Genomic DNA, 15,405 nt, shown 5'->3' with positions numbered 1-15,405 from the left:
ACCAGTGCCCCGCGACCCCTTTGGAGGATTGCGACGACAGTTGTTACGGCCGGGGTTGGACCGGCCGCCCGGCCGCCCTCCCCTCCCCCTCCGCGCCCGCCGGAAGGGTCAGCGCGAGGGCGGCGCCCGCCAGCGGGACGGCGGCGAGCACCGCCCACCGGACGGGCGCGGGCGCCCCGAGCAGTGCCCCGGTGGCGGCGCTGCCCGCGAGCACGGCGCCACCGGAGACGGAGGACAGCGCTCCGGTGGCGAGTCCGAGGTGCCGGTCGTCGACGAGATCCGGTACGAGGCCACGGGCGGCCGGCACCAGGAGCATCTGCCCGAGGGTGAGCAGGACGACGAACGCGGCTGCGGGCAGCAGTCCGGCGGGCCCGCCCGGGGCGGACGGCACGGCGGCGAATCCGGCGGCGACGACGACGAGCCCGGCGACGAGAGCCGTACGGGGTGCGAGCCGGCGGGCGGCCCAGCGGGTCACCGGCAGCTGGGCGCAGACGACGAGCAGCGAGGAGAGCGCGAACAGCGCGCCGAGGGCCGCCTGCGATCCGGTGGCGCGCCGCACCTCCGCGGGGAGCGAGAGGTAGAGCTGGTTGTACGCGACGAGGTAGCTGCTGTACGCGAGGCAGAGCAGCAGGAACGGCCGGTTGCCGAACACCTCGCGGACGGAGCCCCGGTTCCGGTCCGTACGGGCCACGGGCGCGCGGCGCGGCATCAGCCGGGCGTGCCCGGCGAGGACCACGACGAAGACGGCGACCCCGGCGAGGGCGGCTTCCCGGAACCCGCCGCCCAGGAGCAGGAGGGCAGAGCCGAGCAGCGGCCCGAGGAAGGCCCCGGCCTGTCCGGCGGCGGAGAACCGGGCGAGCACCTGGGCGCGCGGGGTGCCGGTCGCCCGCTCGTGACGGACGGCCTCGCGGGCGGTCTCGGACTCGACGGCGGGCGAGAACAGCGCGGCGGCCAGCCCGGTCAGCAGGACGGCGCCGATGACGGTCACGGTGGATCCGGCGAAGGCCAGCCAGCCGAATCCGGCGATGCGCAGGGCGCATCCGGCGAGGACGACGGGGCGGGGCCCGTAGCGGTCGGTGAGGGCGCCGCCGATGACGAAGAGGCCCTGCTGGCTGAAGGTACGGAGGCCGAGGACCAGTCCGACGAGCCAGCCGGCCATGCCGAGGCCGGTGCCGAGGTGGGTGGCGAGGTAGGGCAGGACGGCGTAGAAGCCGATGTTGAACGCGAACTGGGTGATGGTGAGGAGACGGAGGTAGCGGTCCGGGGCGTTAGTGGCGTTGTCCGTGGCGTTGTTGGCGGTGTCCGGGGCCGGGTCCGTGGTCCGGGGTGGGCGTGCGCCGGGGCTCATGCGGCGCGCTTGCGGTGTCGCGCGTCCCGGACGGCGGCGGCCGCGAGGACGGCGGTCGCGCCGAGGGCGGCGAGGGCGGCGGCGGGGGCGAGTACGGCCCAGGGGGCGCGCTCGGCGTAGGGGAGGTTCTCGGAGAGCATCCGGCCCCATTCGGGCGACGGGGGTGCGGTGCCGAGGCCGAGGAAGCCGAGCGAGGCGAGGGCCAGCGCGATGGCGGGGACGCGCAGGACGGCGTGCCGGACGACGGGCGGCAGGACGCCGGGCAGGACGTGGCGGCGCAGCAGGTGGGCGCGTCCGGCGCCGAGTGCGCGGGCGGCCGCGATGTGCGGAGCGGCGCGTTCCTGGGCGTACAGGGCGCTGGTGTGTGCGGCCAGCGGTGCCCAGGCGACGGCGGTGACTGCTGCGGCGGCGCTCCAGGGGCCGGGCCCTGCGACGCCCGCGACGACGAGCCCGGTGAGGATCGCGGGCAGCGCGTTGGCGGTCTCGGTGAGCGCTCCGGCGCGTACGGCTCCGAGGACGAGGCCGAGGAGCAGGGTGGCCGCGGACACCGCGACGGCGGTGAGGACGGTGCGGGCGGCGCCGTGTCCGAGCCGGGCGAGGATGTCGCGGCCGAGGGAGTCGGTGCCGAAGGGGTGGGCGGCGGACGGTCCGGCGAGGCGGGCGGCGGCGTCGATGTGGAGCGGGTCGCGCAGCAGCCCGGCGACGGTGACGGCGGCGAAGAGCGCGGTGAGGAGAAGGGCGCCGGTGATCAGTGACCGGCGTGCGCGGGCGGCCGGCGGGACGAGCGCGGGCAGCGCGCCGTCGTGCAGGGCGGGGCCGAGCAGGGTGCGGGAGGCGAGCCGGGCGGCGAGTCCGGCCGCGACGCCGAGGAGCAGCAGCATCAGGACGCAGGCCTGGAGGACCGGGAGGTCCTGGGCGAGTGCGGCGGCCAGGGCGCTGCCGCCGAGGCCGGGGATCGCGTAGAGGGTCTCGACGGCGACGGCCCCGCCGGTGAGCCCGACGACGATCAGGCCGAGCTGGGGCAGCAGTCCGGGCAGGGTGCGGCGCAGCGCGTGCCGGGCGATGCGGCGCGCGGGCAGTCCGGCGGCGGTGGCGGCACGCGCCCAGGGTTCGGCGAACGCGGCGGGCAGCGCGTCGTCCAGCAGCCGGCCGAGCAGCGCGCCCGCCGGGATGCCCATGGCGAGGGCGGGCAGCACCGCCTGCTCGGGGCTGCCCCAGCCGAGCGCGGGGAGCCAGCCGAGCCGGACCGCGACGACGGCGGCGAGCACGGCGGCGATCAGGAACTCGGGGAAGGCGGCGAGGACGGCCGCGCCGACGCCCGCGCGGGTGCCGGTGCGGCGGGACGCCCCGCGCCGCAGCGTTCCGGCGGCGAGCGCCGCGGCGAGGACCAGGGCGACGGCGAGGGCGCCGCCCATCAGGGTGAGCGAGACGCCCAGGGCGGACATCGTGTCGGGGGCGACGGGCTGCCCGGAGACCCAGGAGGTGCCGAGGTCGCCGTGGAGGAGTCCGCCGAGCCAGCCGCCGAGGAGGTGGAGGGGGCCGCCGTCGAGGCCGGTCTCCGCCCGGATGGCGTCGAGGGTCTCGGGGGTCGGCGCCCGGTCGGCGTACCGGGCGCGCAGGATCGTCAGTGCCGGGTCCGTGCGGGTCAGCCGGGGCAGCAGGCCGATGACGGCGAGGACCGCGAGGAGTGCGGTGAGCCGTCCGGCGAGGTACTTCATCCGGTCATCCGACGCGGGTGTCCGCGGTGATGAGGGTGCGCTCCATCGGGTCGAGCGCGACCCCGTGGACGCGGCTGTCGTCGTACCCCTGCACGAAGCGTTCGTGGAGCAGCGGGACGAGTGCGTCGGTGGAGAGGATGTCGGCCTCCGCGGTCATCGCGGCGCGGTGGCGGGCGTCGGTTCCGGCGAGTGCGGCGGCCTTGTCCACGTCGGTGTCGACGCGCTTGTCGCAGAGCTGCGAGATGTTGAAGCTGCCGTCGCAGGTGAAGTCGGAGGCGAGGTAGGAGACGGGGTCGGCGGTGTCCAGGAGGGTGTTGCGGGCCTGGATGAAGGCGTCGTACTTGCCGGCGAGGGCGTCGGCCTCCAGCTGGGCGTAGTCGCGGACGACCTGCTTGACGGTGAAGCCGCGCTTCTGGAGCTGCTGCTGGACGACGGTGGCGACCTCGGGGAGCTCGGGCCGGTTGGTGTAGGTGGCGAGGACGATCTGCCGCGCCTTCGCGACCTGCGCCTTCCCGGCGGCCTTCGCCCGGCCCGCCGGGTCCTGGCGGGCGGCGGCGGCCCACGGGACGCCGGGGCCGAGGAGGCCCTGCGCGCTGTCGGCGCGGCCTTCGTAGACGGCCTTGACGAGCGCCTGGGAGTCGATCGCCTCGCGGGCCGCGGCGCGCATCGCGGGATCGCTGAAGACGCCGTGTTCGGTGTTGAGGGAGAGGCCGTTGGTGCGGGCGGAGGGGAACTCGTGGACGAGCCCTTCGCCGAGGAGGGAGGCCTGCGAGATCGGTACGTACTCGGCGACGTCGACGGCCTTGGTGCGCAGGGCGTTGGCGCGGGCGGTGCCGTCGGCCACGAAGGTGACATCGGCACCGGGGGCCTTGGCCTCGGCGCCCCAGTAGTGCTCGTTGCGCTCCAGGGTGGCGCTGACGGCGCCCTTGACCGAGGCGAGGGTGAAGGGCCCGGTGGCGTGTCCGGCGGGGTTCACCTTGCCGTCGCGGTAGGCGGCGGCGGACAGGACGGTGAGGGAGGGGTTGGCGAGGCGCTGGGGCAGCAGCGGGTCGGGCGCTGTGGTGACGACCCGTACGGTGCGGGCGCCCTCGGCCGTCGCGGTGATGCCGGTGTCCGACAGGACGCGGGGCTTGGGCGAGGCCTTCTGAGCGGCGTTCAGGGAGTGGGCGACGGCGGCCGCGTCGACCTTCGCGCCGTCCTGGAAGGTCGCCTCGCGCAGCTCGAACGTCCACGCCTTCGGGCTCTCACGCTTCCAGGAGGCGGCGAGCGCGGGCTTCGCGGCGCCTTCCCGGTCGAGGGCGGTGAGGCCTTCGACGACCGCGAGGCGGCTGAGGGTGACGGCGTCGTCGCCGTAGGGGGACATCGCCTGGGCGGGCGGGAAGGCCATGACGACCCGGAGGCGTTGCCCGCCGCCCGACGCGCTCCCGGTGTCGGCCGCGCCGCCGGAACAGGCGGTGGCGAGCGGGACGAGAAGGGCGGCCGCGGTCAGCGGCAGCGCGGCACGACGGAGTCGGGACGGGGACATGGCAACGACCTTATATGAAAACGATTGTCATCTGAAATGGGTGCGGTGAGGGACGACGACACCTCAGCCCGCGGCGGGCATCGGCAGCTCGAAGTGGACGACGCTCTGCCCCCGGCCGGGCAGCGTGCGCTCGTCGCACACCTCCCGCGCCAGCGACCGCCAGAACGGCTCCGCGCCCGGCACGGACGGGTCGGTGTGCAGGTAGACGGCCTCGTACCCGCCGGCCCGCGCGACGAATTCGCGGAGCTCGCGCACCAGCCGCCGCGCCAGCCCGCGCCTGCGGTGCTCCGGTGTCACGTAGATCCGGCACAGCTGGGCGGTGGTGCCGGACGGGAAGCGGTCCGCGACCCACTGCGGATTGGGCGGCGCCTGCGGCCCTCGGTCGCGCACGGCGCCCGTCGCGACGATCTCGCCGTCGCGCTCGACCACCAGCAGGGTGCAGCGCTCGGGCCGCAGATAGCTGGACTCGGGGTCGATGATGTCGGCGTGCCAGCGGGGTACGTAGCCGGACCTCAGGTCGCGGTAGACGGTGTCGAGCATCACGGCCCGCGCACCGTCGACATCCTGGGGGGTCGCGGTGCGCAGGACGTATCCGTCGGCATCGGCCCGTACCGCGGCCACTGTCGTCGTACTCATCCCGGAGCCTCTCCCGTCCCTCGCGTCACCTCATTGCCGTACCAGAGTACGTGCGACTGATGTGCAACAAGGCCACGGGCCCGGCGCTCCGCCGGGCCCGCTCGATCGGCTCCCGGCCAGGTCAGGCCGGTCGGTAGACCAGCGCGGTGGCGATTCCGGCGATGCCCTCCGCGCGGCCGGTGAAGCCGAGCCCGTCGGAGGTGGCGGCGGAGAGCGAGACGGGTGCGCCCACGGCGGCGGAGAGCACGCGCTGCGCCTCGTCGCGCCGCTTGCCGATCTTCGGCCGTACGCCGACGACCTGGACGGCCACGTTGCCGATCTCGAACCCCTCCGACCGCACGATCCGGGCCGCCTCCGTCAGGAGCGTGACCCCCGCGGCGCCGGACCACTCGGGGCGCCCCGTGCCGAAGTGCTGCCCGAGGTCGCCGAGGCCGGCGGCCGAGAACAGCGCGTTGCACGCGGCGTGCGCGACGACGTCCGCGTCGGAGTGCCCGGCGAGCCCGGGACCCTCGCCCTCCCACAGGAGACCCGCGCACCACAGCTCGCGGCCCTCCTCGAAGGCGTGGATGTCGGTCCCGATCCCGACGAGCGGGATCACGGGTGCGCCGCGCCCGTCGGAAACCTCAGAAGCCATCGTTCGCCCTCCTGCGTGCGAGAACCGCTTCGGCCAGAACCAGATCCAGCGGCCTGGTCACCTTGAACGCCTCCTCGTGGCCGGGTACGACCACGACGGGCGCCCCGAGCTGCTCGACCATGCCCGCGTCGTCGGTCGCGCCCTCGCCGCTGACGGCGACCTCCTCATGGGCCCGCACCAGCGTGTCGCGGTCGAAGCCCTGCGGCGTCTGCACCGCCCGCAGCCGGGCCCGTACCGGAGTGGAGAGCACCGGTTCCGGCTCCCCCGGCGCGCCCGGCTCGACCTCCTTGACGGTGTCCGCCAGCGGCAGCGCCGGGACGACGGCGGGCGCTCCGGCCCGTACCGCCTCGACCACCGCGTCCACCGTGTCGACGGGCACCAGCGGCCGGGCCGCGTCGTGCACGAGGACGGCGGAGACATCGGCGGGCAGCGCGTCCAGGCCGAGCTTCACCGACTCCTGCCGGGTCTCGCCACCGGGCACGACGACGAATTCGGTGCGCTCGGGCAGCGCGTGCTCGTCGAGCAGGTTCCGGACCTCGGGGGCGCCGTCCGGCGGTGCGACGACCACGACCAGGGAGACCTGGCGGGAGGCCGCCATGGCCCGTACCGCGTGGACGAGCATGGGCGTTCCGCCCAGCGCGCGGAGCGCCTTGGGGGCGCCGGGGCCGAGCCGTACACCGCGGCCGGCCGCCGGAATCACGGCGGCGGTGCGGCGGGGAAGTGATTGATCAGACATCGGTTGCACTCCGAAGCATCGGCATGTTTGTCTCCACGGCCGACGTGGGTATGGCCTCAATCGAGCCGGGCGCTACGCCATGACTCGACCGGGACCCTTTCCGTGACCCCGGGCGAGACGAGGACCGCACCGGCCGCTCGGGATCGGCCTGACACGTCGACTTCACAAGATCGCGAGCAAAGTACCGGGGGATCGTCGACGAGGCCAACGCGTCGGCGCATCGAGAACGACATCCGGGACACCTGGGCCTCGCCCCTTGACGTCCCAGTGCCCGGAATCCGGAGTGTGGCCGGAAAGCATGGCCGAAATCCGCGCGCCCGAATCCGCAGTCGGGTGTGCCCGGAAACGGCCTGCCCGAAAGCCACGCCCGGCAACCGGCCCGGATGTGCCTGCCCGGACATGCCGCAGTGCCCGACGACAGGCCGTTCGAACGGCTGGTCAGCGGGCACCGCGGCACATTATTTACGTCTCGGACATCCCGGACCGGTGCGATCCGGTCCGGACATCAGACACGAGCACAGCACTTCAGGACGCGAGGACCTCGTCGAGCAGAGCCTCGGCCTTGTCCTCGTTGGTGTTCTCCGCGAGAGCGAGCTCACTCACCAGGATCTGGCGAGCCTTGGCGAGCATGCGCTTCTCACCTGCGGAGAGTCCGCGCTCACGCTCACGACGCCACAGGTCACGGACCACTTCCGCGACCTTGATGACATCGCCGGAGGCGAGCTTTTCGAGATTTGCCTTGTAGCGTCGGGACCAGTTCGTCGGCTCTTCGGCATACGGCGCGCGCAGCACCTCGAAGACCCGGTCCAGCCCTTCCTGACCGACTACGTCACGCACACCCACGAACTCCGCATTGTCCGCCGGTACACGCACCGTCAAGTCGCCCTGAGCGACCTTGAGCACCAAGTAGGTCTTGTCCACGCCTTTGATCTGGCGAGTTTCGATAGCCTCGATCAGCGCGGCCCCGTGATGGGGATAGACCACGGTGTCGCCAACCTTGAACGTCATGTGACAGGTACCCCTTCCGTGGCTATCAAGAGTAACACGAGAACTGCTTCTCCTGAATGGCGTTTTCGCAGGTCAGGGCATATCTCGGGGCTTGACAACTGCAACACGTACGTGCTGCGGAAGACACATCGGGGAGGGTATTCGCAGGTCGGAGGCGCTGTACGGGGGAGGAGAAACGCGGACGTTACACCCGGCGGAACTTGCTCGGAAGGGACCTAACGTCCCGGTTTGCCGGGTTCAGGATGGTGAACTTTCCGTACTCCGTTCGAGGATCGATCACCCGTACGGCGTAAGTGCCGATGCCCAATGAAATTGATCAACGTTCGGCCGTCGCGTGGATGTCACGCGGAATATCCGCAATGAATGCGCCGGGGCAGGTCAAGGCCGGTGGAACTCTCTCGGGAAGCGCCGTCGGGCCTTCCGCCGGAAGAACCGACGGAAGAACCGACGAAGGTCCGGCGGAAGGTCCGGCGGAAGGTTCGGCGGAAGGTTCGGCGGAATTGATCAAGCGCGTTATGTGAACGGCTTGCGAATCGTCGCCCCGGGCCGGCCCACGATCTCCGGTGCGTCCGGGGGGCGGGTCGGGTGCGGGGCGGGGACGGCGGCTCGGTAACCTGACCGCTGTCACACCGCTTGGGGCGACTTCGACACGACTCGCCCGACCCCGTCCGTAAGTCCGCTCGTTCAAGGAGTTGCCCCCGCCGTGAGCCGCAGCCTTCGACACGGCGCTCTCGCCGCCACCGCCATCGCGTTCTCGATCGCCGCGCTCTCCGCATGTGGTGCGGGCAAGAACGCGCAGACGCTGCAAGTCAGGCCTGACAACGCCGCCACCTCGGTCGGCACCATCAAGATCCAGAACGCCAATGTCGTCACCCAGCCGAAGCTCGGCGCCAAGGGCCCGGCCGTCGTGACCGCCACGCTGTTCAACAACGGCACCAAGCCGGAGACGCTCAACGCCATCGCGCTGACCGGCACCAGCGCCTCCGTGCAGCTGCACGCCGCCAAGGGCAACGGCCCGGTCGTCGTCCCGGCCGGCGGCCGAGTGGTGATCGGCGGCAAGGACAACGCGGCCGCCGTGATCGAGAACGGCAGCGAGGCCACGCAGAACGGCAACGTGCAGAACCTGGTCTTCAAGTTCAGCGAGTCCGGCGACATCCCGCTGGGCGCCACCGTCGTCCCGGCCACCAGCTACTTCGAGGGCTTCGGCCCGAGCGCGCTGCCGGAGCAGCCGAACGCGAACTCCTCCGCGTCCCCCTCGGGCGACGCGACGCCGTCCGGCTCCGCCACGGCGGACACCCCGGGCTCCACGTCCGGTACCCCCTCCGGGGAGGCCTCCTCGGAGGACACGACCACCCCGACCGACGCGGCGTCCGACTCGGCCCAGCCGAACACCTGACACGCACGGGCGCGTACAGCACGCGCGACGGTACACACGGCTGAGGCGCCTCCCGCTCCGGGAGGCGCCTCAGCCGTGTGTACCGCGCGCAGCGAGCCGGTTTACGGCTCGAACTTGTACCCGAGGCCCCGCACCGTCACCAGGAACCTCGGCGCGCCCGGGTCGGGCTCGATCTTGGCGCGCAGCCGCTTGACGTGGACGTCGAGCGTCTTGGTGTCGCCCACGTAGTCGGCGCCCCAGACCCGGTCGATCAGCTGCATCCGGGTCAGCACCCGCCCGGCGTTGCGCAGCAGCATCTCCAGCAGGTCGAACTCCTTGAGCGGGAGGTCGACCTTGCCGCCGGAGACGGTGACGACGTGGCGGTCCACGTCCATCCGGACCGGTCCGGCCTCCAGCGCGGCCGGAGTGACCTCCTCCGGCTCGCCGCGGCGGCGCAGCACCGCGCGGATACGGGCGACGAGCTCACGCGAGGAGAAGGGCTTGGTCACATAGTCGTCGGCTCCTATTTCCAGGCCGACGACCTTGTCGATCTCGCTGTCCTTGGCCGTGACCATGATCACGGGGACGTTGGACTTGCTGCGCAGCTGCCGGCAGACCTCGGTGCCGGGCAGTCCGGGCAGCATCAGGTCGAGCAGCACGAGGTCGGCGCCGTTGCGCTCGAACTCGTCCAGGCCGTCGGGACCCGTGGCCGCTATGGCGACCTCGAAGCCTTCCTTGCGGAGCATGTAGGACAGGACGTCGCTGAAGGATTCCTCATCCTCGACGACAAGCACTCGGGTCACGGAAGAGCCTCCGGGGCAGGAAATGATTCAAGAGTGTCGGGGGCGGCGGCCTGGTGAGGCCCCTCGTCGCCGTTGACGATGAGCGGTCCGCCTGATGTGCGGTCCCGTTCCCTGCCGGCGCCCGCTTCGGGCAGCCGCAGGGTGAAGGTGGAGCCCTGTCCCTCCGAGCTCCAGACGGTGACCTCCCCGCCGTGCGAGGCGGCCACGTGCTTGACGATGGCGAGGCCGAGGCCGGTGCCACCGGTAGCCCGTGAGCGGGCCGGGTCGACGCGGTAGAAGCGTTCGAAGACCCGCTCGCGGTCCTTCTCCGAGATGCCGAAGCCCTGGTCGGTCACGGCTATCTCGATCTCGTCCCCGCCGGACATGGCGACCCGGCGGACGGCGATGCCGACGCGGGTGCGGGCGGGGCTGTAGTTGACGGCGTTCTCGACGAGGTTGCCGAGAGCGGCGGCGAGCTGGCCCCGGTTGCCCCAGATGCGGAGCTCGGCGGTGCCGCCGGCGGCCATGGTGATCTGCTTGGAGCCGGCCTGCTGCCGGCAGCGGTCGATGGCCTCCGCCACCAGTTCGTCCACCCGGACGGGTTCGGCGTCCTCCAGCGGGTCGTCGTTCTGCACCCGGGAGAGGTCGATGAGCTCCTGTACGAGGTTGGTGAGCCGGGTCGCCTCGATCTGCATCCGGCCCGCGAACCGTTCCACCGCCTCCGGGTCGTCGGAGGCGTCCATGACGGCCTCGGAGAGCAGCGAGAGCGCTCCGGTGGGGGTCTTGAGCTCGTGGCTGACGTTGGCGACGAAGTCACGCCGGACCGCCTCGATGCGGCGGGCCTCCGTGAGGTCCTCGACCAGCAGCAGCACCAGCCGGGAGCCGAGCGGGGCGACCCGGGCGGAGACCGCGAGGGCCTCGCCCCGGCCGGTGCCGCGGCGCGGAAGGTCCAGTTCGACCTGGCGTATCTCGCCGTCGCGGCGGGTGTCCCTGGCCATGTTCAGCATCGGTTCGACGGCGAGCCGGCCGCCCCTGACCAGCCCCAGCGCGTACGCGGCGGAGCTGGCCTTGACCACGCTGTCGCTCTCGTCGAGCACGACGGCGGAGGAGCTCAGCACGGACAGGACCGTGTCGACCCCCGGAGGCAGGGGGGCATTGCTGTCGGGCCGCATGGAGGTACGCGTCGGCTTCTTCTGGTCGCGCTCGCTCCAGCGGAACGCCAGCATCGCGATCACACCGGTACACAGCCCGGCGATCGCTGCAGCTGCGGCGACCGCCGCGTTCACGTCCATGGCTCCAGGTTATGCGGCCCGGCAGACACTCTCCCAGCCATCCGAGTGCCTACTCGAACACTCGTCGCCCAGAGTTCACCGAGGAGCAAGCACCGGTTCACTTGTCCGGTCGGATCCCGACGCGTACGGCCGTCACGGTGGCAACGTGGGGTTCAGAGCTGGCCCCGGCCTCGGTTCAGAACTGGAGAGGGACTTCCCATGCGTGACGCGTACCACGAGGAACTCGACTCGATCGGCGAGGGGCTGGTCGAGATGGCCAGGCTCGTCGGGTCGGCGATCGGCCGGGCGACGACGTCCATGCTCGACGCCGATCTCAAGCTCGCGGAGACGGTGATCGCCGCGGACCAGAAGGTCGACGACCTCCAGCACGACCTGGAGGCCAGGGCCATCGCGCTGCTGGCCCGCCAGCAGCCGGTGGCCACGGACCTGCGGATCGTGGTGACCTCGCTCCGGATGAGCGCCGACCTGGAGCGCTCGGGCGACCTCGCCCAGCACGTCGCCAAGCTGGCCCGGCTGCGCTTCCCGCAGTCGGCGGTCCCGCACGACCTGCACGCCACCATCCTGGAGATGGGGCAGCTGGCGCAGCGCCTGATGGCCAAGGCCGCCGAGGTGATCATCACCAAGGACGTCGACCTGGCGCTCCAGCTGGAGCAGGACGACGACGAGATGGACCTGCTGCACCGCACGCTGTTCCAGCACCTGATGGACGACCGCTGGAAGCACGGCATCGAGACGGCCGTCGACGTGACGCTGCTGGGCCGCTACTACGAGCGGTTCGCCGACCACGCGGTCTCGGTCGCCAAGCGCGTGGTCTACCTGGTGACGGGCGAGCACGCGGACGAGATCCAGCAGGCGGCGCCGGTGGAGGGCGCGTAGCGAGAGGCGGGGCGGGAAGCGGGGCGGCAAGCGCGCGGGAAGCGCGCGGCAAGCGGGGCGGGAAGCGACGGGCGTACGACGGCGCACTCTCTCGCACATGCGTTCCTGCGCGTGTGCGCCGTTGATGCGCCTGCCCGGGTGGGCATGCAATGGGGTGGGGCGGCACGACTTGTCCGTACGCCCCGGTCGTGGGCCCCGTGCGGGCGTACGGCCCTGTCGTACGCCTTGAGGAGGAACCATGGCCGATTCCCCCATGACCGAACCCCAGCAGGAGACATCCGCCGACGTCGCTCAGGGAGCCGTCCTCGGTGCCTGCGGATGCGGCTCGGGCTGCGGGTGCGGATGCCAGTCCGGAGCGCCGTGCCAGTGCGGCGGCTGCTCGGGCTGACGGACGCGGAACAGCGGTGGGCGCCCCCGAGCGAGGCGCCCACCGCGTTCGGCCGTCCGGGTGGGACGGTCCGGCCCATCGGCCGTCCGGGTCAGACGGTCCGCTCGGCGGCGGGCTCGGGAGCGGGCTCGGGAGCGGTGCCGCCCTGCCCGCTCTCCACCGTCACGACCGTCCCGCCCGGCTGCGGCAGGTTCCGCATCAGCAGCCGGTAACCGAGGGCCGCGACCGTGCCCAGTACCGCGCACATCCCCCAGAGCCACCCGGCCCCGAATTGGTCGATGACCAGCCCGGACAGCAGCGGGGCGACCAGTGCGGCAGCGGCCCAGGAGAGCGTGTACATGCCCTGGTAGCGGCCCCTCCCCTGGGCCGGGGAGAGCTGGACGACCAGGCCGTTCTGCACGGGCGCGTTGACGATCTCGGCGACGGTCCACACGCAGATCGTCAACGCGTACACGGCGACCGACCCGGCGAACGCGGTCAGCCCGAATCCGTACCCCGCCAGCAGCGAGGAGACGATGAGCAGCCGGCGCGGGTCCCGGTTCTGGATGAACCGGGTGACCGGGATCTGGAGCACCACGATGAGCACGCCGTTGACGGCGATGGCGGTACCGAAGTCGGAGCTGCTGAACCCGTCCGTCCCCATGGCCACCGGCAGCCCCACGTACCCCTGCTGGAAGATCAGGGCGATGACGAAGGACAGTCCGACGACCCCCATGAACCGCCCGTCGCGCAGCACGGTGCCGAGCCGTACGTCGTCGTTGTCCGGTGCGGCGCCGCCCCCGGCGCGCGGTGCGGCCTTCTCCGGGCGGGACTCCGGCACCTTCATGAAGACGACGACGGCGCAGAACAGCGTCATCAGGGCCTCCCCGACGAAGCCGGCGAGATAGCTGTACTCCGCGATGAACCCGGCGCCGGCCGAGGAGACCGCGAAGCCCAGGTTGATCGCCCAGTAGTTGAGCGAGAAGGCCCGGACCCTGTCCTTCGCCGGGACGATGTCGGCGATCATCGCCTGCACGGCGGGCCGCGAGGCGTTGCTCGACATACCGACGAAGAAGGCGACACCGGCGATGGCCACCGGATGGACCATGAAACCGAGCACGGCCACCGAGACGGCCGTCGAGACCTGCGCGACCAGCATCGTGGGCCGCCGCCCGAACCGGTCGGCCATCACCCCGGACCCGAGCGAGGAGACGACCCCGCCGAGCCCGTGCAGAGCGGCGACCAGCCCGGCGTACGAGGCCGAGTAGCCCCGGTCCAGGGTCAGGTACAGGGCCATGAACGTGGCGACGAACCCCCCGAGCCGGTTGACCAGGGTGCTGGTCCACAGCCACCAGAACTCCCTGGGGAGCCCTGAGACGGTGTCGCGGGTGGCCCGCCCGAGCGCGGCGACAGACATGCGGGTTCCCCCCCAGGGACGTAAGGATTCGGCTCGGCGACAGGAGACCCGCCGGTCCCGGGCCCGCCACCGAGCCGAACACTACGAACCCCGGAATCCGCCCTGCCACTCAATTGACGCCTGCCGTCAATCGTCGCCGCCCCGGCTCCCCCGTCCGTCCGGCTGTCCGCTCCGTGGCCGGGCGCGCGCGGCCCGCGCGGGTTCGATTACGCTCGGACGCATGGCCGACGCACCGTACAAGCTGATCCTCCTCCGCCACGGCGAGAGCGAATGGAACGCGACAAATCAGTTCACCGGTTGGGTGGACGTCAACCTGACCCCGAAGGGCGAGAAGGAGGCGGTCCGCGGCGGTGAGCTGCTGACGGAGGCCGGCCTGCTTCCCGACGTCGTGCACACCTCGCTCCAGAAGCGCGCGATCCGCACCGCCCAGCTCTCGCTGGAGGCCGCGGACCGCCACTGGATCCCCGTGCACCGCTCCTGGCGGCTGAACGAGCGCCACTACGGCGCCCTCCAGGGCAAGGACAAGGCCCAGACCCTCGCCGAGTTCGGCGAGGAGCAGTTCATGCTCTGGCGCCGCTCCTACGACACCCCGCCCCCGGAGCTCGCGGACGGCGCCGAGTACTCCCAGAGCGGCGACCCCCGCTACGCGACGATCCCGCCGGAGCTGCGCCCGCGCACCGAGTGCCTCAAGGACGTCGTCGTCCGGATGCTCCCGTACTGGTACGACGGCATCGTCCCGGACCTCCTGGCCGGCCGCACGGTCCTGGTCGCCGCCCACGGCAACAGCCTCCGCGCCCTGGTCAAGCACCTCGACGGCGTCTCCGACGCCGACATCGCGGGCCTGAACATCCCGACCGGCATCCCGCTCGCCTACGAACTGGACGCCGAATTCCGCCCGTTGAAGCCGGGCGGCACCTACCTCGACCCGGACGCGGCGAAGGCCGCGATCGAGGCCGTGAAGAACCAGGGCAAGAAGAAGTAAGCCGCGGAGCCGAAGCGGCTCCCGTACCGAAGAAGCTTCCGTCCGCGGCTCGTCCGCGTGGCGGGAGCTTTTTCGTGCGCCGGGTCGCCGGGACTCCGCGAGGGGCACCCTGAGGGCGTCCCATCCTCAAGTCGCCCCGGTGGACCGGGCGAACGTGACGCCCCGTACCCCTCGTCGTACCCTGTGGCGCATGCGGGGAGATCGGGAGAGTGGCTATGGGTGAGCCCCTGAAGACCTTTGTCGGGGGTGCCGAGGTCGAGGTGCCGAACAGCATTCCGGCCATCCGCGCCGCTCTGCCCGAGGCGAGACGCGAGGAGTTCGACGGTGCCATCAACGGGGCCGGGGTGCATGAGATCCAGGCCGTGATGCGGCACTGGATGCTGGAGGCCGTGCCCGATCCGGAGGCCGAGCGGATTCTGGACCGGCTGGCGCGGGACGAGGCCGAGAGGCGGAACGTCGCTTGAGCTTCCGGATCTCCTACGCGCCACCTGCCGATGACACCCTGGCCAAGATGCGGGACGGCGACATCTTCCGGGACCAGATGGCGCGTTCCCTGGGGCGCGAGCCGTACGGGCACGGGTCATCCGCCGTCAAGGAGGAGCACGATCGCCGTGAGGCCACCGTCGCCGGGGCGATCGTGCTCTATTACGTCTCCGGTTCGGTGCTGACCGTCACCGTGGTGCGGCTCGTCCCGCTTCCCTGACCGTAG

General features: G+C 72.1%; 15 protein-coding genes. 5 read left to right on the top strand and 10 right to left on the bottom strand.

The features are described 5' to 3' along the window. Window positions 1–43: 43 nt before the first annotated feature. The 7 genes from ACFVQ0_RS07605 to ACFVQ0_RS07575 form a co-directional block, all read right to left on the bottom strand. Window positions 44–1,348 carry an MFS transporter gene (locus ACFVQ0_RS07605; protein ID WP_390085611.1) on the bottom strand — a complete coding sequence of 435 codons (1,305 nt, stop codon included), beginning with the start codon at window positions 1,346–1,348 and terminating at the stop codon, window positions 44–46. Next, entirely contained in the window at window positions 1,345–3,066 is a 1,722-nt protein-coding gene (locus ACFVQ0_RS07600) for an ABC transporter permease subunit (protein WP_390085609.1), read from the bottom strand. The genes ACFVQ0_RS07605 and ACFVQ0_RS07600 overlap by 4 nt, the downstream gene beginning before the upstream one ends. Window positions 3,067–3,070: 4 nt before the next feature. Next, window positions 3,071–4,591, bottom strand: coding sequence for an ABC transporter substrate-binding protein (locus ACFVQ0_RS07595; RefSeq protein ID WP_390085607.1), 1,521 nt, complete (start codon window positions 4,589–4,591; stop codon window positions 3,071–3,073). 63 nt (window positions 4,592–4,654) lie between these two features. Next, window positions 4,655–5,227: a GNAT family N-acetyltransferase gene (locus ACFVQ0_RS07590; RefSeq protein WP_390085605.1), complete on the bottom strand. Its 573-nt coding sequence runs from the start codon at window positions 5,225–5,227 to the stop codon at window positions 4,655–4,657. 121 nt (window positions 5,228–5,348) lie between these two features. Then, window positions 5,349–5,861, bottom strand: coding sequence for a 2-C-methyl-D-erythritol 2,4-cyclodiphosphate synthase (gene ispF / locus ACFVQ0_RS07585; RefSeq protein WP_390085603.1), 513 nt, complete (start codon window positions 5,859–5,861; stop codon window positions 5,349–5,351). Further along, complete coding sequence (gene ispD / locus ACFVQ0_RS07580) at window positions 5,851–6,597, bottom strand: 2-C-methyl-D-erythritol 4-phosphate cytidylyltransferase (RefSeq protein WP_390085601.1); 747 nt, start codon at window positions 6,595–6,597, stop codon at window positions 5,851–5,853. Before ispD ends, ispF begins: the two co-directional genes overlap by 11 nt. Before the next feature lie 525 nt (window positions 6,598–7,122). Beyond that, window positions 7,123–7,605 (bottom strand): CarD family transcriptional regulator, encoded by a 483-nt coding sequence (locus ACFVQ0_RS07575; RefSeq protein ID WP_006380568.1) that lies wholly within the window; start codon window positions 7,603–7,605, stop codon window positions 7,123–7,125. A 703-nt stretch (window positions 7,606–8,308) separates the two neighbouring features. On the opposite strand from ACFVQ0_RS07575, the gene ACFVQ0_RS07570 reads away from it, so the two are divergent. Beyond that, the gene (locus ACFVQ0_RS07570) at window positions 8,309–9,001 is read left to right on the top strand and encodes a DUF461 domain-containing protein (RefSeq protein ID WP_390085599.1); all 693 of its coding nucleotides are present in this window, start codon (window positions 8,309–8,311) and stop codon (window positions 8,999–9,001) included. 101 nt (window positions 9,002–9,102) lie between these two features. Here ACFVQ0_RS07570 and ACFVQ0_RS07565 read toward each other — a convergent pair whose 3' ends face one another. Both ACFVQ0_RS07565 and ACFVQ0_RS07560 read right to left on the bottom strand, forming a co-directional pair. Then, window positions 9,103–9,783, bottom strand: a complete 681-nt coding sequence (locus ACFVQ0_RS07565) for a response regulator transcription factor (protein ID WP_073733027.1) — start codon at window positions 9,781–9,783, stop codon at window positions 9,103–9,105. Then, window positions 9,780–11,054: a sensor histidine kinase gene (locus ACFVQ0_RS07560; RefSeq protein ID WP_390085597.1), complete on the bottom strand. Its 1,275-nt coding sequence runs from the start codon at window positions 11,052–11,054 to the stop codon at window positions 9,780–9,782. Before ACFVQ0_RS07560 ends, ACFVQ0_RS07565 begins: the two co-directional genes overlap by 4 nt. Window positions 11,055–11,252: 198 nt before the next feature. On the opposite strand from ACFVQ0_RS07560, the gene phoU reads away from it, so the two are divergent. Then, window positions 11,253–11,930 (top strand): phosphate signaling complex protein PhoU, encoded by a 678-nt coding sequence (phoU, locus tag ACFVQ0_RS07555; protein ID WP_311304103.1) that lies wholly within the window; start codon window positions 11,253–11,255, stop codon window positions 11,928–11,930. Between the two features lie 479 nt (window positions 11,931–12,409). On the opposite strand, the gene ACFVQ0_RS07550 is transcribed toward phoU, so the two are convergent. Next, window positions 12,410–13,714: an MDR family MFS transporter gene (locus ACFVQ0_RS07550; protein WP_390085595.1), complete on the bottom strand. Its 1,305-nt coding sequence runs from the start codon at window positions 13,712–13,714 to the stop codon at window positions 12,410–12,412. A 220-nt stretch (window positions 13,715–13,934) separates the two neighbouring features. Here ACFVQ0_RS07550 and ACFVQ0_RS07545 point away from each other — a divergent pair, with 220 nt between their 5' ends. The 3 genes from ACFVQ0_RS07545 (at window position 13,935) to ACFVQ0_RS07535 (ending at window position 15,399) form a co-directional block, all read left to right on the top strand. Further along, entirely contained in the window at window positions 13,935–14,696 is a 762-nt protein-coding gene (locus ACFVQ0_RS07545; RefSeq protein ID WP_390085593.1) for a phosphoglyceromutase, read from the top strand. A gap of 215 nt (window positions 14,697–14,911) precedes the next feature. Beyond that, on the top strand, window positions 14,912–15,160 hold the full coding sequence (locus tag ACFVQ0_RS07540) for a hypothetical protein (RefSeq protein WP_073733032.1): 249 nt from the start codon (window positions 14,912–14,914) through the stop codon (window positions 15,158–15,160). Continuing rightward, window positions 15,157–15,399: a hypothetical protein gene (locus ACFVQ0_RS07535; RefSeq protein ID WP_311304106.1), complete on the top strand. Its 243-nt coding sequence runs from the start codon at window positions 15,157–15,159 to the stop codon at window positions 15,397–15,399. Before ACFVQ0_RS07540 ends, ACFVQ0_RS07535 begins: the two co-directional genes overlap by 4 nt. The last annotated feature ends 6 nt before the right edge of the window (window positions 15,400–15,405 follow it).

The organism is Streptomyces sp. NPDC057900, from assembly GCF_042887885.1.
Lineage (GTDB): Bacteria > Actinomycetota > Actinomycetes > Streptomycetales > Streptomycetaceae > Streptomyces.
This window is presented reverse-complemented; position numbering and strand designations above follow the sequence as displayed.